General features: G+C 62.8%; 15 protein-coding genes and 2 riboswitches. Of the genes, 8 read left to right on the forward strand and 7 right to left on the reverse strand.

The window, feature by feature from the left end:
• Positions 1-6 precede the first annotated feature (6 nt).
• The 5 genes from ligA to AC1RBA_RS26635 form a co-directional block, all read right to left on the reverse strand.
• On the reverse strand, positions 7-2,358 hold the full coding sequence (gene ligA / locus AC1RBA_RS26615) for an NAD-dependent DNA ligase LigA (RefSeq protein WP_492420395.1): 2,352 nt from the start codon (positions 2,356-2,358) through the stop codon (positions 7-9).
• A 14-nt stretch (positions 2,359-2,372) separates the two neighbouring features.
• A complete protein-coding gene (locus AC1RBA_RS26620; RefSeq protein WP_492420397.1) occupies positions 2,373-3,539 on the reverse strand; it encodes a cell division protein ZipA C-terminal FtsZ-binding domain-containing protein in 1,167 nt (388 codons plus the stop codon).
• Entirely contained in the window at positions 3,536-7,063 is a 3,528-nt protein-coding gene (gene smc / locus AC1RBA_RS26625) for a chromosome segregation protein SMC (protein ID WP_492420399.1), read from the reverse strand. The genes AC1RBA_RS26620 and smc overlap by 4 nt, the downstream gene beginning before the upstream one ends.
• A 184-nt stretch (positions 7,064-7,247) precedes the next feature.
• A complete protein-coding gene (locus AC1RBA_RS26630; RefSeq protein WP_492420401.1) occupies positions 7,248-7,883 on the reverse strand; it encodes a phosphatase PAP2 family protein in 636 nt (211 codons plus the stop codon).
• A 161-nt stretch (positions 7,884-8,044) separates the two neighbouring features.
• Positions 8,045-8,617: an ATP-dependent Clp protease proteolytic subunit gene (locus AC1RBA_RS26635; RefSeq protein WP_070221578.1), complete on the reverse strand. Its 573-nt coding sequence runs from the start codon at positions 8,615-8,617 to the stop codon at positions 8,045-8,047.
• 169 nt (positions 8,618-8,786) lie between these two features.
• Positions 8,787-8,873: riboswitch (glycine riboswitch) on the forward strand.
• 26 nt (positions 8,874-8,899) lie between these two features.
• Positions 8,900-9,005: riboswitch (glycine riboswitch) on the forward strand.
• A 74-nt stretch (positions 9,006-9,079) separates the two neighbouring features.
• Between AC1RBA_RS26635 and gcvT the strand changes: the two genes are divergently transcribed.
• The 3 genes from gcvT (at position 9,080) to gcvP (ending at position 13,674) form a co-directional block, all read left to right on the forward strand.
• Positions 9,080-10,201, forward strand: a complete 1,122-nt coding sequence (gene gcvT, locus AC1RBA_RS26640; protein WP_492420403.1) for a glycine cleavage system aminomethyltransferase GcvT — start codon at positions 9,080-9,082, stop codon at positions 10,199-10,201.
• Between the two features lie 73 nt (positions 10,202-10,274).
• Complete coding sequence (gene gcvH / locus AC1RBA_RS26645) at positions 10,275-10,655, forward strand: glycine cleavage system protein GcvH (protein ID WP_070221532.1); 381 nt, start codon at positions 10,275-10,277, stop codon at positions 10,653-10,655.
• A 118-nt stretch (positions 10,656-10,773) separates the two neighbouring features.
• On the forward strand, positions 10,774-13,674 hold the full coding sequence (gene gcvP, locus AC1RBA_RS26650) for an aminomethyl-transferring glycine dehydrogenase (RefSeq protein WP_492420405.1): 2,901 nt from the start codon (positions 10,774-10,776) through the stop codon (positions 13,672-13,674).
• A gap of 156 nt (positions 13,675-13,830) precedes the next feature.
• Here gcvP and AC1RBA_RS26655 read toward each other — a convergent pair whose 3' ends face one another.
• Positions 13,831-13,989 carry a hypothetical protein gene (locus AC1RBA_RS26655; RefSeq protein WP_162995629.1) on the reverse strand — a complete coding sequence of 53 codons (159 nt, stop codon included), beginning with the start codon at positions 13,987-13,989 and terminating at the stop codon, positions 13,831-13,833.
• A 161-nt stretch (positions 13,990-14,150) separates the two neighbouring features.
• On the opposite strand from AC1RBA_RS26655, the gene AC1RBA_RS26660 reads away from it, so the two are divergent.
• Together AC1RBA_RS26660 and AC1RBA_RS26665 are read left to right on the forward strand one after the other, a co-directional pair.
• Entirely contained in the window at positions 14,151-15,368 is a 1,218-nt protein-coding gene (locus AC1RBA_RS26660; protein WP_121671039.1) for a Bcr/CflA family efflux MFS transporter, read from the forward strand.
• Between the two features lie 25 nt (positions 15,369-15,393).
• Entirely contained in the window at positions 15,394-16,002 is a 609-nt protein-coding gene (locus tag AC1RBA_RS26665) for a TetR/AcrR family transcriptional regulator (RefSeq protein ID WP_070288507.1), read from the forward strand.
• Positions 16,003-16,260: 258 nt separating this feature from the next.
• Here AC1RBA_RS26665 and AC1RBA_RS26670 read toward each other — a convergent pair whose 3' ends face one another.
• The gene (locus AC1RBA_RS26670) at positions 16,261-16,557 is read right to left on the reverse strand and encodes a hypothetical protein (protein WP_139142884.1); all 297 of its coding nucleotides are present in this window, start codon (positions 16,555-16,557) and stop codon (positions 16,261-16,263) included.
• A 950-nt stretch (positions 16,558-17,507) separates the two neighbouring features.
• Between AC1RBA_RS26670 and mgtA the strand changes: the two genes are divergently transcribed.
• From mgtA to AC1RBA_RS26685, 3 genes are read left to right on the forward strand one after another with little or no spacing between them, the layout of a single operon-like run.
• Positions 17,508-20,192, forward strand: a complete 2,685-nt coding sequence (gene mgtA / locus AC1RBA_RS26675; protein WP_492420408.1) for a magnesium-translocating P-type ATPase — start codon at positions 17,508-17,510, stop codon at positions 20,190-20,192.
• 36 nt (positions 20,193-20,228) lie between these two features.
• Positions 20,229-20,570: a hypothetical protein gene (locus AC1RBA_RS26680; RefSeq protein WP_492420410.1), complete on the forward strand. Its 342-nt coding sequence runs from the start codon at positions 20,229-20,231 to the stop codon at positions 20,568-20,570.
• Positions 20,567-21,079: a ribonuclease HI family protein gene (locus AC1RBA_RS26685; RefSeq protein ID WP_492420412.1), complete on the forward strand. Its 513-nt coding sequence runs from the start codon at positions 20,567-20,569 to the stop codon at positions 21,077-21,079. Before AC1RBA_RS26680 ends, AC1RBA_RS26685 begins: the two co-directional genes overlap by 4 nt.
• The last annotated feature ends 42 nt before the right edge of the window (positions 21,080-21,121 follow it).

Here is a 21,121-nt window from a genome sequence, read left to right on the forward strand (position 1 = left end):
GAATGATTAGTCTTGCGCCAACAGGGTCAGCAGACCAGCCTCGTCGAGTATGGCCACACCCAGCTCCTGCGCCTTGGCCAGCTTGCTGCCGGCGTCCGAACCGGCCACGACGTAAGCGGTTTTCTTCGACACGGAACCGCTGACCTTGCCGCCGGCCGCCTCGATCAACTCCGCAGCCTCGTCGCGGCTCATGTTGGGCAAAGTGCCCGTCAAAACAAAGGTCTTGCCGTCCAGTTTGCCGCCAGCAGCTGGCATTTCAGGCAATTGTGACAGTAATTCATTTCGTAGCGCGTCCAGTTGACCAAGCAGCTTGACATTGCACTCATCGGCCAGCCATTGCGCCAGCGCTTCGGCCACGGCGGCGGGCAAGCCCGCGTGGAAGCTGGCACCTTGCGCCGCCAGACTGGCCAGGGTCACGCCCCGCTCCACCAGCTGTTTGCTGCGCGGCTCCGTCAGCTTCGGAATACCGATGGCGGCCAGCAAGGTGGTTTGTTCGAGCTGCGCGCGCAGCTTGGCGCTGGGCGCGTGTTCGCCTTGCGGCGTGACACCAGCGTCCAGCAATGCCTGCAACGCCTGCTGGTTCTTTTCTTCGGCAAAGAAATCGGCAATCGACTCGGCCACTGTGCCGCCGATGTCGGGCAGCACGCGCAGCAAGGCGGCCGGCGCCCGGCGCACATAATCGAGGCTACCCAACCACTCGGCCAGGGTCTTGGCCGTCGATTCGCCCACGTGGCGGATGCCCAGCGCAAACAGGAAACGCTCGAGCGGCGGGCGCTTGCTCGCTTCGATGCCTGCCAGCAGATTTTCCGCCCACTTGGTGGGAATCTTGCCTTGTTGCACTGTTTCCGGCGTCGAACCGTCGCGCTCGTCGGCGCGCAGCTTCATTTCCAGCAATTTATCCAGGGTCAGGCTGTACAGGTCAGCCAGGCCATGCACGTATTCGAGTTCGACCAGGGTATCGATATAACGTTCCCCCAGACCTTCGATATCCATCATGCGGCGGCCCGCGAAATGACGGAACGCTTCCTTGCGCTGCGCCGAGCAGAACAGGCCGCCCGAGCAGCGGGCGATGGCCTCGCCCTCTTCGCGCACCACGTGCGAGCCGCACACGGGGCACGCTTCCAGCATCTTGAACGGCAGCGGCGCCGGCGCCAAGCGTTTATCCAGCACCACGCTCAGCACTTCCGGGATCACGTCGCCGGCGCGGCGCACGATGACGGTATCGCCCACGCGCACATCCTTGCGCAGCACTTCGTCTTCATTGTGCAAGGTGGCGTTGGTCACCGTCACACCGCCCACGGACACGGGCGCCAGGCGCGCCACGGGCGTCATGGCGCCCGTGCGGCCCACCTGGATATCGATGCCCAGCACTTGCGTCAGCGCTTCTTCGGCGGGGAACTTGTGCGCCAGCGCAAAACGCGGCGCGCGCGACACAAAGCCCAGCTCCTGCTGGTCTTCCGTCGCGTTCACCTTGTAGACGACGCCGTCGATTTCATACGGCAAGGAGGGCCGGCGCGCGCCGATATCGGCGTAGTAGGCAAGCAAGCCCTGCGCGCCCTGCACCACCTTGCGCTCCTTGGACACGGGGATGCCCAGGGTTTCGTACCAGTCCAGCAAGGCCGAATGCGAGGCAGGCATAGCGGCGCCTTCCAGCGCACCGATGCCGTAGGCATAGAAACGCAGCTTGCGCTGCGCCGTGATGCGCGAATCGAGCTGGCGCAGGCTGCCGGCCGCCGCATTGCGGGGGTTGGCGAATTCTTTCTGCCCCGCTTCGCGCTGGCGTTCGTTCAGGCGGGCAAAATCGCCCTTGAACATCATCACTTCGCCGCGCACGTCGAGCACGGCTGGAATCTTGTCGCCATGCAAGCGCAGCGGGATGCCGGAAATGGTGCGGATATTCGCCGTCACGTCCTCGCCCGTGGCGCCATCGCCGCGCGTGGCCGCCTGCACGAACAGGCCGCGCTCATAGCGCAGGTTGATGGCCAGGCCGTCGAATTTCACTTCGGCAGCATAGTCGACATCCGTACCATCAAGGTCCAGGCCTTCGCGCACGCGGCGGTCGAAGTTGATGATATCGTCATCGGTGAAACCATTGTTCAGCGACAGCATCGGCACCGTGTGCGTGACTTGCTCGAATTGCGGCAAAGGCGCCGCGCCCACGCGCAAGGTGGGCGAATCGGGCGTACGCAAGTCGGGATGGGCCGCTTCCAGCGTTTGCAGTTCGACGAACAGCTTGTCGTACTCGGCGTCGGGGATGGTGGGATTGTCGAGCACGTGGTAGGCGTGCAGGTGCCGGTTGAGTTCGGCCGTGAGTGCCAGGACGCGCGCTGCGGCATCCTGGTTGATCGGATCAGTCATTGTTGCAGGATTCTTCAGCTAAATAAACGCAGGGCGCGGGTGGAACCGGCCGGAATGTCGGCCGCGTCCATTTCCTGGTAAAACTCTTGCACCTGGCCAGCAATCTCGGCCAGCGCCGCATCGGACAAGGCCTGGTTGTAATCGTCGACGATGGTGGCGTCGAGGCGGCCCACCAGCGCCTTGGCGCAGGCGACCATGGCGCCGAAACCGTCGCGCGCGGGCGCCACGCATGGCACGTCCAGCAGCAGTGTCAAACGGGGCGTCGTTTCCTCGGCCAGGGTGACATTCGTCGACAGCGAGAACAGATGGCTGCCTTCGCCGTCGGGCATGACGAAACGGCCGTCCGGACGCACGTCGAAGCCCTGTTTTTCCAGCGCGAACAGCAAGGTGGAAATGGCCCATGGCGCGCCATTCGTGTGCAGGTTGACGCCCAGCTGGGCGTCGTGACCGGCGACGAAACGGTGCAGATTGCGCGCTTCGGCCATCACTTCCATCATGTCGGGCACTTCCGGCTCGGCGCCGATCTCGTCGGCAACGCCGCGCAGGCGCGTAACCAGTTCCGAGTATTCGAGTTCATTCAGGGCCGTACTGCGGCTGGCCAGCTGTACGCCACCCTGCATCTTGGTGTAGACACCGCCATGCGTGATCGGTTCCCAGTCGCCATTCACGTGTAAACCAATGAAGTGGACGGGCTTGTTGCCCACCAGGCGCAGGGTTTGCAGCACGGGCAGGATCTTGTCGCCGCGCACGGGCGCTTCCAGCGACAAAGGCAGCAGGCAATCGATGAGCGGGTCGACCAGGCTGGTCGCCTGCTCGCTGGCGGCGCTCACTTCCTGCTGCAGCGGCGCGGCCACGGCAGCAGGCGCTTCCACGCCGGCATCGCCGAGCGACGGTTCCGCATGCACGGGGGCGTCCGGCACGGCGCTAGCGGGGGGCGCGCCGAACGATGGTTCGGCCTTGGCGGCGGGCGCGGCGTCAAAGCGCGGTTCCTGACGCAAGACGGGTTCCTGGGCTTCCACCGCAGGGGCGTCGCCCTCGCGCATCAGCACGTCATCGTGGTCGGTGGAAAAAGCCCGCTCCACGCTTTTCTTGGCCTTGTATTCCTGCCATTTGTTGTACGAGAAAACGCCGACGATAAAGACGCCGCCGGCGCCGAACAAGGTAATTTGAAGGTCTGTCATGCTGCTTGTGCCTCGGTTGCAAAATTTGCGGCGGACTCCATGTCCACCGCCACGATGCGCGATACGCCCTGCTCCTGCATCGTCACACCGATCAATTGATGGGCCATTTCCATCGCAATCTTGTTATGCGAAATGAAAAGGAATTGGGTCTGGTCGGACATGCGCTTGACCATGCGGCAGAAGCGTTCCGTGTTCGAATCGTCCAGCGGTGCATCGACTTCGTCGAGCAGGCAGAACGGCGCCGGATTCAGGCGGAACATGGAAAACACCAATGCGGTCGCGGTCAGCGCCTTCTCTCCACCGGACAACAGGTGGATGGTGGCATTTTTCTTGCCGGGAGGCTGCGCCATGACTTGTACACCGGAATCGAGAATCTCGTCGCCCGTCATAGTCAGCCTGGCCTGTCCCCCGCCGAACAGGATGGGGAACAGCTCGGAAAAGTGGTGGTTGACCTTGTCGAACGTGTCTTGCAGCAAGTCGCGCGTTTCCTTGTCGATCTTGTGAATCGCGTCTTCCAGCGTGTTGATCGCTTCCGTCAGGTCGGCGTTCTGGGCGTCGAGGAAATTCTTGCGCTCCGACGCCTGCGCCAGTTCGTCCAGCGCGGCCAGGTTGACGGCCCCCAAGGACGTGATGGCATTGGTCAGGCGCGTGACTTCGCCCTGCAGATACGATGGACGCATATCCGGATGCAGTTTTTCCGTCAAGGCCGCTTCATCGGCGCCCGACTCCAGCAGTTGCTGGGCGAATTGCTCCTGGTTCAGGCGCGCGGCCTGTTCCTTGAGCTGCATTTCCATGATCTTGTCGCGCTGCGGCTGCAGGCTGCGTTCCGATTGCGTGCGCGCATCTTCGGACAGGCGCAGCTGCTGCGTAATTTGATCGAGTTCGTGACGCGCGTCGGCCAGCGCCCGCTCCTGCGTCGTGCGGCGCTCGAGCAGATCCTGCAAGCCGTCGGCGGCCGCGCCGCTTTCCAGGCTGGCCAGTTCCTGCTGGCCAGCTTCCAGGCTTTCCGTCACTTGCTGGGCCTGCGTACTGGCCGTGGCGATATTGCGGCGCAATTCCTCGATCTTCGCGCGGTGGGCTTTTTCCGCGTATTCCGTATCCTTGGCGGCCCGCTCCAGGTCGCGCAAGGCTTCGCGCGCCTCGGCCAGCCGCTGTTCCTTCTGCAGGAAATCCGTGTGGCCGTCTTCGTGCGCTTCCTGCAAGTTGCCCAGCTCCATGTCGAGCTGTTCGAATTTCTCTTCCGATTCGGCCTTGATCTGCTGCTGCTCCGCTTCCTGCGCGGCGATCTCCGCCAGGTCGGCGCCGATCTGCGTGCTGCGCTGGTTGAAGCGCGCTTCCACTTCCGACAGTTTCACCACGTCCAGTTGCAGGGTATGCACGGAGGAGGTGAGCTGCTGTATGCGCAGGCGCAAGTCGGACAGGTTGCGCGTGAGCGTCGCCACGGCGGCGTCGGCCCGCACGGAACGGGCGCGCGCCTCTTCGGCCAGCAATTGCTGGGCGCGCAGCTGCTTGCCGATATTGTCGATTTCCTGCTGGCGGCCCAGCATGCCTTCCTGCTCCGAGTCGGCCGCATAGAAGCGCACGCTGGTGGCCGTGACCACGTGACCCGCGCGCGTGACGAAATAGCCGCCCGGCGGCAATTTCGCCCGTTCGGCCAGCGCCTCGGCCGCGTCTTCCACGGCGTAGGCGTTGTACAGCCAATCCTGCAGCAAGCCGCGCAAGCCGGGATCGTTGAGTTTCAACAAGTTCAAAAACGGTTTCAGGCCTGGCACATCCGGCAACGGCAGCGGCGCCACGGTCGATGGCGCGTACAGGGCCAGCTTGGCCGGCGGCGCGTCCGCAAAGAAAGCCTTGGCCCAGTCGATATTCGACAGTTGCAGGGCCGACGTACGCTCGCGCAGGATCGACTCCATGGCCGCTTCCCAGCCCGCTTCGATCTGCAGCTTTTGCCACAGACGGGGCAAGGTGTCGAGTTCGTGCTTTTTCAGCCACGGCTGGACCTTGCCCTGCGTCTGCACCCGTTCCTGCAATTGTTTCAAAGCAGAAAGACGCGCTTCCAGCTGGGCGTTGGCGGCCGTCTCGGCATTGACTTGCGCCTGCGCCTCGGCCCGCTCCTGCTCCAGCTTCGGTTGCTGCTCCAGCGCTTCTTCCAGGTAGAAACCCTGCTCTTCCAGGGTTTGCTGCTTTTCTTCCAGCTGCAGTTTCAGGTTTTCCAGGTGGCTGCTATCGGGCAAACTGAGGCTGTTCTTTTCCTGCTGCAGCCGCTCGCGGCGCGTCAACAGGCTGGCCAGGATGTTCGATGCATTGCGCTGGTGCGCCGATTCCAGTTCCAGCTGCTGCTGGGCCTGCATAATCCGCGCGCGCGATTCCGTGCTCTTGTTTTGCGCGGCGCGCCAGGCCGCGTCCAGCTCGGGCAATTGCTCGCCCTTCTGCTCGGCCATCATTTGCGACTGTTCCACCTTGGCCGCCAGTTCCTCGAGGTGGAACTCCGCCTCTTCGATCTGTTCCTGGTATTCGCTACCCTGTTGCGTCCACTGGTCGCGCTGGGCCGTCAGGGTGGCCAGCTGTGCCTGCAGGCGGGCGCGCGATTCGATGACGAACTTGATCTGCGCTTCCAGGCTGCCGATTTCCGCATTCGTCTGGTACAGATGGCCTTGCGCCGTATGCAAACGGTCGCCCACGGCAAAGTGCGCCTGGCGCATCTGCTCCAGGGTCAGTTCCACATGGCGCAGCTTGGCCGTCTGCTCTTCCAGGTCCGTCTGCGCCTGTTCCACTTCGCGGAAGTAGCGCGTCTGCTCGTTTTGCGCCTCGTTCTTGCGCAGCAGCCACAGCAATTTCTGTTTTTCTTCCTGGTCCGCCTGCAAGGCGTGGAAACGCGTGGCCACGGCCGCCTGCGCTTCCAGCTTTTCCAGGTTGGCATTGAGTTCGCGCAAGATGTCTTCCACGCGCAGCAAATTCTCGCGCGTGTCCTGCAAGCGGTTTTCCGTCTCGCGGCGGCGCTCCTTGTATTTGGAGACGCCGGCCGCTTCTTCGAGGAAGACGCGCAATTCTTCGGGGCGCGATTCGATGATGCGCGAAATCATGCCCTGGCCGATGATGGCATAGGCGCGCGGACCGAGGCCCGTGCCGAGGAAGATATCCTGGATGTCGCGCCGGCGCACGGGCTGGCCATTGATGTAATAGGTGGACGTGCCGTCGCGCGTCAAGGTGCGCTTGACGGCGATCTCGGCGTACTGGCCCCACTGGCCGGACGCCTTGCCGTCGTTATTGTCGAACACCAGTTCCACGGAAGCACGGCCGGCAGGTTTACGGTGGGTGGAGCCGTTGAAAATGACGTCCTGCATCGATTCACCGCGCAATTCGGACGCTTTCGATTCGCCCAGCACCCAGCGCACGGCGTCGATGATGTTCGACTTGCCGCAGCCATTCGGCCCGACCACGCCCACGAGCTGGCCTGGCACCTGAAAATTGGTGGGATCGACGAAAGACTTAAATCCCGACAACTTGATGGAAGAGAGACGCACGTGTTTTAGAGTTCCTGGCCTATGCTGGCGGTTATATTATGGGTGAACCCGGTTCATGTTCAGTTCAGATGCCGCATCGCGACGGCAGCCTGGCCGCTCGCCGCAAAAAAAGTGGTTCATCATACCATTTCCTGATGCTTTTCTGGCCAAAAAACCGTCGCGCCAGGTGCCTGCCGGCAGCGGATCAGGGGGCAGGACGGCCATCCTGCGCCAGTTTCCAGTCCGCGCGGGAAAAAACGCGCTCATGGCCGGACAGCACCATGGCCAGTTTTTGCAGCCATTGCTCGGTCGGCATGGGTTCGGCCTTGAAGCTCAGCGCCACCATCAGTACCAGGCTGGCCAGGGCCAGCGCATGGCTGACGGCGAAATTGACGGCGCCACGGGCATTCCACATGAAACCCAGCGCCAGTGCCAGGCCCAGCACGCAGCCGCTGACGGCTTCCGACACGCTGTGCGCATGCACGACCACGCGCGAAATGGCCACCAGCACGGCAAAGGCCACGCCGACGAGCACGCCGGCATGGCGCCAGCGCGGCTCGGCCCGCTGCAGCAGCACATACATCAGCACGGGAAACACGGCGCCGGCGCGCATGGCGTGGCCGCTGAAACCGGTAAAATCGAGCGTGCTGCTGCCCACGCCCCAGCTCATGAAAGCCAGCTTCGACAGCACCACGAGGGCCAGGCCGCCGCCGTACCACAAGCTCCAGCTGAGTACCAGCCGCCACTGGCGCGACACGAGCAGCCACAGGGCAATCGCCACGCCAGCCGGCCCCATCACGGACATGTCGGCCGCAAAAGAAATCCCATTCCACCAAGTCATCGTGCCTACGCTTATTTCATGATCAGCGTGCACTATGCCACGACTGGCCCCGCTTGCGCCCGGGTTTTCATCAACTACGGAGAAGAATTACATTCCATTACAATTTCCACCTCAGAAATTGCCATATGAAAATATCTCGCGGATGCCGCACCGGCGGCGCGTCAGATATTCGTCAGGCGCTTGCCCTTGGGCGGAGCAAAGTCGCGGATCGATTCGACCATGCCCACTTCCAGCGCCTGGTCGGCCGTCAGGTGCAGGTCCGAATATGCGTGCACCTGCCACTGCTCGTCCGTCAGCTTGACGTGGCCGCGCAGGATGCGCTCGGTGCGCATGTCGTCGGCGCGCAAGCCCTCGACGATGATGCTGAGCGCATCGGGGCGCGAACCGGGCGAGGCGGTCGCATGCGACTTGTGCACCATGAAACGGGCCGTGTCGCTGGCGTGGCGGTGCCGCCCCGCCAGGAACAGGGTGACGGCGATGGACGCCACGGCGCCCGCGTTGTAGGTAATGATGTCGAGCGGCAACTTGCTGAGGAAGTTGTACAGACAGATGCCATCGCTGACATAGCCGCCGTTGGACTGGATCAGGATATGCGCGGTGGTGAGCTTGTCTTCCGTGATGTCGGCGGCGGCATTGAAGACGCGCCGCACCATGTCGCTGTTGACGTCGCCCGAGAGGGTAAAGTAACCGTGCTGCTCGGTGTTGTTTTGCGTCTCGCTTTGTGTAGTGTTCATGGCAGGCACCCGCAAGAAAGCCAGGATTTCATCATAGCGCATTCCTGCGCGGCCGGGCGCCCTTTTGCAGCGGAACATTCCCCTCGCCAGCCCCGCAAACCGGGGCTTTTGCTGCAATTTGGCAACGTCTTTACAGATTGACAGAAACACCCTGCTGGCATATATTCCTCCCACTTGATCGGGAGAGGGCAACCCAGCGTTGCCGCCGAAGGGGCACTACCCAAAAACTCTCAGGCAAAAGGACCGATCAGGCGGACTGAAGTTGTTGCTTTGGCGACACTACAGCTCAACTCTGGAGAGCGGCCGCGGCACATGCCGGCGGCCCACCGAAGGGGCGCACGGGGCAAGCCCCCGTAATCTCTCAGGTACAAAGGACAGGGGGGTCAGTGATCACGCTGGAAAGCCGTGTTTGGCTATTCTATGTTTTGTTAACTTCCCCTTTACCTTCGTCCCGAGGAATCCATGACGCTCAAAGCGACCCCACTCAACAACGCCCACCGTACCCTCGGCGCCCGCATGGTCGATTTCGGCGGCTGGGACATGCCCGTCAACTACGGCTCGCAAATCGAAGAACACAACGCCGTGCGCGGCGACGCCGGCATGTTCGACGTGTCCCATATGTGCGTGGTCGATATCGAAGGCCCGAACGTGCGCGCCTTCCTGCGCGGCTTGCTGGCCAACAACGTCGACAAGCTGCAAGTGTCGGGCAAGGCGCTGTACTCGTGCATGTTGAATGCTGAAGGTACCGTCATCGATGACCTGATCGTCTACTTCTTCAGCGAAAACTGGTTCCGCCTCGTCGTCAACGCGGGCACGGCTGAAAAAGACGTGGCGTGGATGCAGCAGCAAAACACCAACACCAACAGCGGCCTGACGATTACCGAGCGCCGCAATGTCAACAATCCAATGGCCCTGGTGGCCGTGCAAGGCCCGAACGCGCGCGCCAAAGTGTGGCAAGTGCTGCCGGAAACGCAAGCCGCGTCCGAAGCCATCAAGCCGTTCAATGTCGTCATCGTCAAGGACACGGCCTTCGGCGAAGTCATGCTGGCGCGCACCGGCTACACGGGCGAAGACGGCTTTGAAATCGGCGTGGCCGCCACCCAGGTGGAAGCGCTGTGGAACGCCCTGATCGCCGCCGGCGTCAAGCCGGCCGGCCTCGGTGCGCGCGACACCCTGCGCCTGGAAGCGGGCATGAATCTGTACGGCCAGGACATGGACGAAAGCGTCAACCCGCTCGACGCGGGCCTGGCGTGGACCATCGACCTGGTCAGCGAGCGCGACTTCATCGGCAAGGCCGCCCTGCTGGCGAAAGGGCAGAACGCGCAATTCGTGGGCCTGATCCTGCGCGAAAAAGGCGGCGTGCTGCGCGCGCACCAGAAAGTCATCATCGCCGGCAGCGACGCCGCGGGTGAAATCACCAGCGGCACCTTCAGCCCGACGATGCAGGAAGCCATTGCTCTCGCGCGCGTGCCCAACGGCGTCAACGTGGGCGACACCGTGCACGTGGAAATCCGCGGCAAGCAGCTGGCCGCTTCCGTCGTCAAGCTGCCTTTCGTGCGTAACGGTAAAATCCTGGCTGCGTAAGCGTATTTATAGAGCCGCCCGCAAGACCGTACAACCATAATCAATAACGAACACTTACCATCTGGAGCCACACATGAACATTCCTGCAGACCTGAAGTACACCGCTTCCCACGAATGGGTACGCCTTGAAGGCGACGGCACCATCACCGTCGGCATCACCGAGTACGCGCAGGACGCGCTGGGCGATATCGTCTTCGTCGAACTGCCAACCGTGGGCAACAGCTATGGCGCCGGCGACGACGCCGCCGTGGTGGAATCGGTCAAGGCAGCGAGCGACATCTACGCACCGATCGCCGGCGAAGTCGTGGCCGTCAACGACGACGTGGTCAACTCGCCTGAATCGATCAACGCCGACGCCTACGCCAACTGGCTGTTCAAGATCAAGCCAGCCGACGTGTCGGCCCTGGACGGCTTGCTCGACGCTGCCGCCTATGGCGCCACCACCAGCGCGTAATCGCGTTTGACTCACGGGCCGCGTTTGCGGCCCGTTTGCATTTAATTTTGTAGCTATACCCCGCCGCCGCGCCCGCGCGCCGCCTCCCGGTTTTTCAGTCTTTTTTGGCCTCTATATCATGACCCGCACCAGCCTGACCCAACTCGAAGCACGCGATGCCTTCATCGCCCGCCACATCGGCCCTTCCGCCACCGAACAGCAAGCCATGCTGGCGACCCTCGGCTATCCATCGCGCGCCGCGCTGATCGACGCCCTGGTGCCAAGCAACATCCGCAACAAGGGCGCCCTGCCCTTGGGCGCGTACTCGCAGCCGATGCCGGAACAGGAAGCCCTGTCGCGCCTGAAAGCCATCGCCGGCAAGAACCAGGTATTGAAGTCCCTGATCGGCCAGGGCTATTACAACACGTTTACGCCAGGCGTCGTGCTGCGCAACATCTTTGAAAACCCGGCCTGGTACACGGCGTACACGCCTTACCAGCCCGAGATTTCGCAAGGCCGCCTGGAAGCGATCCTGAACTTCCAGCAAGTGATCACGGACCTCACCGGCATGGGCATCTCGAACGCCTCGATGCTGGACGAAGGCACGGCCGCCGCCGAAGCGATGACCCTGATCCAGCGCGTGGGCAAGTCGAAGTCGAACGTGCTGTACGTCGCCAATGACGTGCTGCCGCAAACCTTGGAAGTGGTGCAGACGCGCGCCCAGCCGATCGGCATCGAAGTGCGCACCTTCGACCCGGCCGAAATCGAGTCGCTGGACGCCTGCTTCGGCGTGCTGCTGCAATACCCTGGCGTAAACGGTGTCGTGCGCGACTACCGCGCCGGCGTGGAAAAGCTGCACGCGAATGGCGCCATGGTCATCGTCGCGGCCGACCTGCTGGCCCTGACCATGCTGACGCCGCCTGGCGAATGGGGCGCCGACGTCGTCGTCGGCAACAGCCAGCGCTTCGGCGTGCCGCTCGGTTTCGGCGGCCCGCACGCAGGCTATTTGTCCACGCGCGATGAATTCAAGCGCAATATGTCGGGCCGCCTGGTGGGCGTGACCGTCGATGCGCAAGGCAACAAGGCGTATCGCCTGGCCCTGCAAACGCGCGAACAGCATATCCGCCGCGAAAAAGCGACGTCCAACATCTGCACGGCGCAAGTGCTGCTGGCCGTGATGGCCTCGATGTACGCCGTCTACCATGGCCCTGCCGGCTTGCTGCAGATCGCCCAGCGCGTGCACCGCTTTACGGGCGTGCTGGCCGCCAACCTGAAGACCCTCGGCTACGGCGTCGTCAACGCGAGCTATTTCGACACATTGACCGTCAACGTGGCCGATGCGGCGCAGCTGCACGCGACGGCCATGCACCACGGCGTCAACCTGCGCAAGATCGACGCCACCCACGTCGGCGTGTCGCTCGACGAAACCACCACGCGCGACGATATCGCGCTGCTGTGGAAAGTGTTCGCGCACGGCCTGGCCAACGCGCCTGCCGCGCCGGACCTGGACGTCGTCGAAGCGGCGGTGACCAGCGCGCTGCCGGCGCAGCTGGCGCGCGAGAGCGCCTACCTGACCCACCCCGTCTTCAACAGCTATCACTCGGAACACGAAATGCTGCGCTACCTGCGCAGCCTGGCCGACAAGGACCTGGCGCTGGACCGCACCATGATCCCGCTCGGCTCGTGCACCATGAAGCTGAACGCGACGAGCGAAATGATTCCCGTCACCTGGCCCGAGTTCTCCAACATCCACCCGTTCGCCCCCGACGCGCAAACGGTGGGCTACCGCGAAATGATCGCGCAGCTGGAAGAGATGCTGTGCGCGCTGACGGGCTACGCGGCCGTCTCGCTGCAGCCGAACGCCGGCTCGCAGGGCGAATACGCGGGTCTGCTGGTGATCAAGGCCTACCACGAATCGCGCGGCGAAGGCCACCGCAACATCTGCCTGATTCCCTCGTCGGCGCACGGCACCAACCCCGCATCGGCCAACATGGTCGGCATGCAGGTCGTCGTCACCAGCTGCGACGCCAACGGCAACGTGGACCTGGCCGACCTGAAAGCCAAGGCGGAAAAGCACAGCGCCAACCTGGCTTGCGTGATGGTCACCTATCCATCCACCCACGGCGTGTTTGAAGAAGGCATCCAGGAACTGTGCGAGATCATCCACTCGCATGGCGGCCAGGTCTACATCGACGGCGCCAACATGAATGCGCTGGTCGGCGTGGCCGCTCCCGGCTCTTTCGGCGGCGACGTGTCGCACCTGAACCTGCACAAGACCTTTTGCATCCCGCACGGCGGCGGCGGACCAGGCGTCGGCCCGATCGGCGTCGGCGCCCACCTGGCGAAATTCCTGCCGAACCAGCGTTCCTCGGGCTACCAGCGCGATGCGGCAGGCATCGGCGCCGTCAGCGCCGCGCCATTCGGCTCGGCCAGCATCCTGCCGATTTCGTGGATGTACATCGCCATGATGGGCGCGGAAGGCTTGACGGCAGCGACCGAGACGGCGATCCTGGCGGCGAACTACATCGCGCGCCGCCTGGCGCCGCACTACCCTGTGCTGTACTCGGGCCACGACGGCCTGGTCGCGCACGAGTGCATCCTGGACCTGCGCCCGATCACGGACGCCACCGGCATCAGCAACGAAGACGTGGCCAAGCGCCTGATGGACTTCGGTTTCCATGCGCCGACCATGAGCTTCCCCGTGCCGGGCACGCTGATGATCGAGCCGACGGAAAGCGAATCGAAAGTGGAAATCGACCGCTTCATCGACGCCATGATCGCCATCCGCGGCGAAATCGCCAAGGTCGCCAGCGGCGAATTCGACCACGACGACAACCCGTTGAAGAACGCGCCGCACACGGCACAGGTATTGATGTCGGACAGCTGGGAGCGCAAGTACAGCCGTGAAATCGCGGCCTACCCCGTCGCTTCCTTGCGTCAACGCAAATACTGGCCACCGGTCGGCCGCGCCGACAACGTGTACGGCGACCGCAACCTGTTCTGCGGTTGCGCACCGATCAGTTCGTACGAGGAAGAGTAAGCGCCACGCGCCCGCTTAGGCGGGCGTGCCAGCGATAGAAAGGCAGGCCACGCGGCCTGCTTTTTTTATCGTAGGTCGGATTAGGCCCGAAGGGCCGTAATCCGACAACATGGTTGGCGTATATGGTGATGTCGGATTACGCTGCGCTAATCCGACCTACAACGCCAGCAATGCCGCGCCCGGCAATCCCAGGGCGGTGCCCAGCATCGTCAGCAACACGACATCGCGCCGCTCGCAGCGCGTGCGGTGCGAACTCCAGGCGGCAAACAGCAAGGCCACGGCCACGCCGCTGAGTGAAATGCCCACTTCCGTCATGCCAGCCCTCCCTGCGGATGCAACGCATCCGTCATGGTTTCCTTTTTCATCGTCCCCATCCTTTTCATTGATTGAACAAGCTACCTACCGGTAGGCAGTAAGTGTACAATAAAAAACACGGCGGCGTCCATGCCGTGTTTTTGAACGATGAAGGAAGCACAATGCAGCAGCAAACCACTCTCCCCGCCGCCAGTCTCGCTCTAGCGGCTTCCCTGGCCTTGGTGGCCGTGCTCGGTCCGGCCGGCATCGACATGTACCTCGCTTCGATGCCCGCCATGGCGCGCGAACTGCACACTTCGTATGCGAACGTGCAGCTGAGCCTGACCGTCTTCCTGCTGGCCCTGGGCGGCGGGCAGCTGCTGTGCGGGCCGCTGACGGACATGCTGGGCCGGCGCCGTCCGCTGCTGGCCGGCATCGCCGTCTACATCGTGGCCGCCGTATGGGCGTCGCAGGCGGAGCAATTGCACACCCTGCTGCTGGCGCGGGCGGTGCAAGGCCTGGGCGCGGCGCTGACCCTGGTCGTGGTGATGAGCATGGTGCGCGACGTGGCCGACGGCGTGCAGGCGGCGCAGCTGTTTGCCCTGTTGATGACCATCGTGGGCCTGGCGCCCGTGCTGGCACCCGCCGTGGGCGGCTTGCTCGATGCGCACTACGGCTGGCGCGCCGTGATGCTGGCCCTGGCCGCGCTGGGCGCCTTGACCCTGCTCAATAGCGCGCTGTTCCTGCCGGAAACCTTGCCGCCGAAGCAGCGTGTATCGCCGAAAGGCATGCACCGCACGTATGCGCGCATCGCGCTCGACCGCGCCTTCCTGCTGCCCGCGCTGGCCCTGTCGGCCGCATTCTTTTTCCTGTTTGCGTATATTGGCGGCGCGTCGCTCGTGTACCAGCGCGATTTCGGCCTGTCCGCCGGCAGTTTCGGCCTCGTGTTCGGCGCGACGGGCGTGGCCGTGCTGCTCGGTGCCATGGCCAGCGGCCGCCTGGTAAGCCGCCATGGCGTGGCGCGCTTGAGCGTGGCGGGCAGCGCCGCCATGCTGGCCGGCGCGGGGCTGGCCCTGCTCGGTGCCTGGGCCGGAGGGGGAATCATGGTCGTCGTCCCCGGCATGTTCGTGGCCCTGTTTGGCCTAGGCATCGCGGAAGCGGCGCTGATGGCCATGGCCATGGGCTCGCAGCAACGCGCGCTCGGCTCCACGGCCGCGCTGCTGGGCGCCATCCAGATGAGCTTGTCGTCGCTGGCCACGCCGCTGGCGGCCGGCCTGTCCGAATGGGGGCCATTGCCCTGGCTGCTGTTCTTGACCGTGGCCGGCCTGCTGGTATCATGGCTGACTCTGGCCACTGCGCGCATCCATCCGGCACACGCCAGCAGCCTGGGAGCGCACTGACGCTTCACCCAACTACTACCCTCATATGAAGAAACGCTCGGCCTCGGCCGATAACATCTGCGCCGTCGCCGTCGTGCATTTTTCGGAGCACGGCTACGACGCTTCCTCCCTCAGCGACATCGCCGCGCAGGCAGGCATGCGCAAGGCCTCGCTGTACTCGCACTTCGCCGGCAAAGACGCCCTCTTCCTCGACGTCTTTGCCGACGCGCTGGCCGAAGAGCAAGCCTTCATGGACGCCTGCTTCGCCGACGAGGCGGCGCTGGCGGTGCCGGGCGGACAGCGGGCCGGTGCCCTGTACTGCGACCGCATGGCGCAGCGCTATGCGGAGTCAGCCCATTTGCGCTTTTTGCTGCGCACGGCGTATTTGCCGCCCGCGCCCCTGCGCGTGGAAGTGGGCACGGGCTACGAAGCCTTGCTGGCGCAATTGCAGCGGCACTACGTGGCCAGCCTGGGCCGGCTGGCACCCGCGCTGCCGCCGCAACGCGTCGACCTGTACGCGCAAGCCTACCTGGGCATCGTCGACAGCCTGCACGTGGAACTGATCTACGCGGGCGGCGCCGCGCTGCAGCAGCGCCATGCGGCGCTGTGGCAGATATTGTCCGATTCGCTGGCGATGGCGGCGCAACCGGCCTGATGCGGTATAGCTAACTGTCACACGCTGAACCGACAACCAGGTCTGACACAAGCCGCCATCGACTCTTCGGAAGCAGCGGTTTGCCACCTTCAAATGTGGTGCGGCTTGCTGCCGGATTTTTCGCATGCGAAGTTCCGCGTGCGCCGTTTTCCGTCGTTGGCAGGCTCCGCCCCGTTGCATGCATTGCTTACTGTTTGCAACTGTCGCCCAGCCAGAGCTGATGAGCAGTTCAGCAGTGTCTAGTGAAATCGTGGCAAGTTAAGCATCCAGGAGCATCATCACAGCCGACAATACCAGCAACTGAAAAAAAGCGAGAAACAAAGCTCGTGGTATCGGCGGCATGAACTGCCATTGCAAGCTCTTCGTCGGTGAAATCAACGCAGACTTATTGCTTCCTACACAATAAAACAATGCCGATACAGCCAAGGAAAAAAACCTTACATTAGCCGGTACAACTTCAGGAGCAAAGGCGCAGCCAAAGAAAATTAAGGAGAAAAAAAATAAGGAAATGCGGGAAATTTTCTGTCCCAACTGAAGCTGTATTTGAGATTCCATAATTTTTAGCATTGATTTGAGTTACTCAAGTTGCGCTTCGAACGACTGCTCCTTGCCGTTGTTGGCAGGTCACGCCCTTTGATGTTGAAAAACTCAGGTACGTACACCATTAGATCAATATTCTGCGAGCCCAGCCCGGCCAGTACCGCCGCCGGTGAACGACCACCGGCGGCCTGGAGGTTGGAGACCTCCCAAAACTGTTGCCACTCAATTTCTTCAACACAATAAACCGAAAGACGTCGGCCGCTGCCAATAGTGCTGGCCGTATAACACTTATTCACGGGTTTCTACGCATGCGGAGCAGCAGCATCGTGGAAGCTGGCAGGGAACGCGCAGCCTTTAGCGAGGCGCGCCACGCCAAAAATGGATCAGGTTTAGGCGTGCACCAGTAGAAAGCAAGTCAGCGGAACGACGGCAAACAGCACAACAACGCCAAGGCATCCTGATCTCGAGCCGGATCTGAAACCTGCAGGAGTAGCGCGTCAGCGTACCCGAGCATAACGGATTGCCAAGCAGAAAGAATCACACATTGTCACAACAACGTGAATGGCCGTGGCATCGGACTTTCGTGTTCGTCCACGCCCACATTACACTTTGGAAACCTAAGATTTCTTCAGTTGACACTGTTGCAGCGCATCCATAAGATGCCCTCATTATTCATTTACGGAGTCCCACGTGGGTACTTGTTCTAGTGACAGTAGCCGATCTTGTATCGGTGATTGCCTCGGCAGCTAAGCAGCAAGCAACGCGGAATTCCCTTTCCTCCGTGCCTTGCTGAGCAAGGTGCGGTGTCTCGCGCGGCTACTCCGGCTGCGCGGCTCTCCCCCCTCTTTCCGATCGCGACCGGCTACTGACCCGGATTGCCCGCCAGCACGATTGTGTCTTGGCGGCACGCAAGTCTTGCCTGCGGCTGCGCCGCCCGTCAACACCTCGTCGTGAAAGGAAGAGCCATGAATCTCTTCACCCGCTTATTCGAATCGTTCCTGCGCAAGCGCCATACGGCCAGCAATTTCCGCCGCCGCGCCATGCCGCTGGAAAACAGCACGGCACGCCCCGTGCCCGACCACCTGGCGCGCCAGCTGCTGGCCGCCGCCCATGAAGACCTGGACAGCGCCCTGAACCGCCTGCACACGCGCCTGGAAGGCTTGCGCGATGCCGAGGCGCAAGTCATCGGCGCGCAAACAGGACCGAACGAGGTCGAACATGAAAAGCCGCTGGCCTGGTACCAGCACCTGTGGCTGTGCTACAAGAATCCGTTCAACCTGCTGCTCACCGTGCTGGCCATCGTTTCCTACCTGACGGAAGACCCGAAAGCGACCATCGTCATCGGCACCATGGTGATTTTGTCGACCCTGCTGCGTTTCGTGCAGGAAGGCCGCTCGAACCGGGCCGCCGAACGCCTGAAAGCCATGGTCAGCAATACCGCCACCGTGCTGCGCAATGGCCAGCAGATCGAGCTGCCCATCCGCCAGCTGGTGCAGGGCGACATCATCGTGCTGTCGGCCGGCGACATGATCCCCGCGGACTGCCGTTTGCTGTCTGCCAAAGACCTGTTCGTCAGCCAGGCTGCCATGACGGGCGAATCCTTGCCGGTGGAAAAGATGGCCGAGCTGGCCGACGCCCATGGCAAAGACCCGATGGAACTGGCCAATCTGCTGTTCATGGGCACGAATGTGATCTCGGGTGCCGCCACGGCGCTGGTCTTGGCTACCGGAAACCGCACCTATTTCGGCACCATCGCCACCCGGGTGACGGCCACCGAGCGCACGCCGACGGCGTTCGAGGCGGGCGTGAACAGCGTCAGCTGGCTGCTGATCCGTTTCGCCCTCGTGATGGCGCCGCTCGTGTTCCTGATCAATGGCTGGACCAAGGGCGACTGGATGGAAGCATTCCTGTTCGCCCTGTCCGTCGCCGTGGGCCTGACGCCGGAAATGCTGCCGATGATCGTCACCAGCACCCTGGCCAAGGGCGCCGTGAAACTATCGAAAAAGAAAGTCGTCGTGAAGCGCCTGGATGCGATCCAGAACTTCGGCGCCATGGACGTGCTTTGCACGGACAAGACGGGCACCTTGACTCAGGACAAGATCGTGCTGGAACGCCATACGGACGTGTTCGGCCAGCCGTCCGACGAGGTGCTGCAATTTGCCTATTTGAACAGCCACTACCAGACGGGCCTGAAAAACCTGCTCGACCGCGCCGTGCTCGACCACGTGGAATTGCAGACGGAAATGCAACTGGCCCGCGATTACGTGAAAGTCGATGAAATCCCCTTCGATTTCGTGCGCCGCCGCATGTCCGTTGTCGTGTCTGAAAAGAATGACCACCATGAACTGATCTGCAAGGGCGCCGTCGAGGAAATCCTTGCCGCCTGCAGCCACCTGCGCCTGGGCGGTGTCAACATTCCGCTCGACGCCGCCCTGCTGGACAAGGTACTGGAAACCACGCATGGCCTCAACGCGGAAGGATTGCGCGTAGTGGCCGTGGCCGTCAAGGAAGTGCCGCCCCATAAGACCGTGTACGGCGTGGCCGATGAAACGGCGCTGACCCTGATCGGCTATGTGGCGTTTCTTGATCCGCCGAAGGAATCGACGGCGCCCGCCCTGCGCGCGCTGGCGGAACATGGCGTCACCGTGAAAGTATTGACGGGAGACAACCACCTGGTGACGGCGAAGATTTGCCGCGAAGTGGGCCTGGCCGTGCACGGCGTGCTGCAAGGCCCGCAACTGGACGACATGGACGACGCCACTTTGGCCCGCGCGGCTGAAGACAACACGGTGTTTGCCAAGCTCAGCCCGCTGCACAAGGAACGCCTGGTGCGCGCCCTGCGCGGCAATGGCCATATCGTCGGCTTCATGGGCGACGGCATCAACGACGCGCCCGCCCTGCGCGCGGCCGACATCGGCATTTCCGTCGACTCGGCCGTCGATATCGCCAAGGAAGCGGCCGACATCATCCTGCTGGAAAAAAGCCTGATGGTACTGGAAGAAGGCGTGCTGGAAGGCCGGCGCACCTTCAGCAACATGCTCAAATACATCCGCATGACGGCCAGCTCGAACTTCGGCAATGTGTTTTCCGTGCTGGTGGCCAGCGCCTTTTTGCCGTTCTTGCCCATGCTGCCGCTGCACTTGCTGGTGCAAAACCTGCTGTACGACGTGTCGCAGATCGCCATCCCGTTCGACAATGTCGACGCCGAGCTGATCCAGCAGCCTTTGACCTGGAACCCGCGCGACATCGGCCGCTTCATGGTGTTCTTCGGGCCCATCAGCTCGATCTTCGACATCAGCACGTTTATCCTGATGTGGCATGTGTTCGGCGCGAATACGCCGGAACAACAGACCCTGTTCCAGTCCGGCTGGTTCGTCGTCGGCTTGCTGACGCAGACGCTGATCGTGCACCTGATCCGCACACCCAAACTGCCCTTCATCGACAGCATCGCGTCCGTGCCCCTGCTGGTGGCCACCACCGTCATCATGGCCGTGGGCGTGTTCCTGCCGATGGGACCGCTGGCGACCTACTTCAAGCTGCAAGCCTTGCCGTTGGGCTATTTCCCATGGCTGCTGGGCATCCTCGTCTGCTACACCGTGCTGACGACGTTCATGAAACGCGTGTATCTGCGCAAATTCGGCTGGCAATAGTATGATGAGCCGCTCTTTCCCCTACAAAAGGCACGCATGAGCGGCTCCTCCCTTTCCAAACGTCATCTCGCCCTACTGCTGTCGGCCCTGGTCTTCCCCGGCAGCGGGCATTTTGTCTTGCAACGCAAGGCCCGTGGCTGCCTCTTCCTCGTGCCGGCCCTGGTCGCGCTGGCGATCGTAGTGCGCCAGATCATGGCACGGTTAGACCAAGTTATGGCACAGATCGACAGCGGCGCCCTGCCCCTCGACGTGCAGCTGATCATGGAAAAAGTGGAGGCCCTCTCCACCAACGACGGCCCCGCCATGACGGTGGCCGTGTGTGTGCTGGTGGCGTGTTGGATAGGCAGCCTCATCGATACATGGTTCCTCAAACCATGACGGCGGAAGCAGAGGCGCGCAAACTGCGCAAGGAAGCGAAGATGCAGACGCGCCGCGCGCAGCTGGCGCTCAAGCGCCAGGACCATGGCGGCCCGCTGGCCTGGCGCGGCTGGTTCGACGGTTCCGCCCACCCGAACCCGGGCAAGCTGGGCATAGGGGCCCTGCTGCTGGGGCCGAACGGCGAACGCATCGAAGTGAGCGAAGCGGCCGGTTATGGCAGCAGCAGCGACGCGGAATACGCGGCCCTGACGGCCTTGCTGCAGGCGGCACTCAAGGTGCGTCCGCCGCCCGAGCAGTTGCTGCTGTACGGCGACAGCCAGGTGGTGATCAATGACGTGCTGGGAACGACGCCCGTGGGCGCCAGGGGGCTGGAAATGCACAGGGCCACCGTAGTGGCCCTGCTGGAACAATTCACGGATGTAAGCTTGCGCTGGCTGCCGCGCCACAGGAATGGCGAGGCGGACCGGCTGTCGCAGCTGGCGATCGCAAGCTTCACCCCAGAGGCTTAAATACCGGGGTCGTACCCTCAGGGTACGACCCCAGCCGTTACT

Source organism: Janthinobacterium sp. GW823-FHT03B06, from assembly GCF_058796955.1.

Excerpts from the sequence above, each read along its gene's own strand:
- AC1RBA_RS26635 (WP_070221578.1), bottom strand. The coding sequence starts at position 8,617 with ATGAACACTACACAAAGCGAGACGCAAAACAACACCGAGCAGCACGGT.
- ligA (WP_492420395.1), bottom strand. The coding sequence starts at position 2,358 with ATGACTGATCCGATCAACCAGGATGCCGCAGCGCGCGTCCTGGCACTC.
- AC1RBA_RS26665 (WP_070288507.1), top strand. The coding sequence starts at position 15,394 with ATGAAGAAACGCTCGGCCTCGGCCGATAACATCTGCGCCGTCGCCGTC.
- AC1RBA_RS26685 (WP_492420412.1), top strand. The coding sequence starts at position 20,567 with ATGACGGCGGAAGCAGAGGCGCGCAAACTGCGCAAGGAAGCGAAGATG.
- gcvP (WP_492420405.1), top strand. The coding sequence starts at position 10,774 with ATGACCCGCACCAGCCTGACCCAACTCGAAGCACGCGATGCCTTCATC.
- AC1RBA_RS26655 (WP_162995629.1), bottom strand. The coding sequence starts at position 13,989 with ATGACGGAAGTGGGCATTTCACTCAGCGGCGTGGCCGTGGCCTTGCTG.
- AC1RBA_RS26670 (WP_139142884.1), bottom strand. The coding sequence starts at position 16,557 with ATGGAATCTCAAATACAGCTTCAGTTGGGACAGAAAATTTCCCGCATT.
- AC1RBA_RS26630 (WP_492420401.1), bottom strand. The coding sequence starts at position 7,883 with ATGACTTGGTGGAATGGGATTTCTTTTGCGGCCGACATGTCCGTGATG.
- AC1RBA_RS26680 (WP_492420410.1), top strand. The coding sequence starts at position 20,229 with ATGAGCGGCTCCTCCCTTTCCAAACGTCATCTCGCCCTACTGCTGTCG.
- mgtA (WP_492420408.1), top strand. The coding sequence starts at position 17,508 with ATGAATCTCTTCACCCGCTTATTCGAATCGTTCCTGCGCAAGCGCCAT.
- AC1RBA_RS26620 (WP_492420397.1), bottom strand. The coding sequence starts at position 3,539 with ATGACAGACCTTCAAATTACCTTGTTCGGCGCCGGCGGCGTCTTTATC.
- gcvT (WP_492420403.1), top strand. The coding sequence starts at position 9,080 with ATGACGCTCAAAGCGACCCCACTCAACAACGCCCACCGTACCCTCGGC.
- gcvH (WP_070221532.1), top strand. The coding sequence starts at position 10,275 with ATGAACATTCCTGCAGACCTGAAGTACACCGCTTCCCACGAATGGGTA.
- AC1RBA_RS26660 (WP_121671039.1), top strand. The coding sequence starts at position 14,151 with ATGCAGCAGCAAACCACTCTCCCCGCCGCCAGTCTCGCTCTAGCGGCT.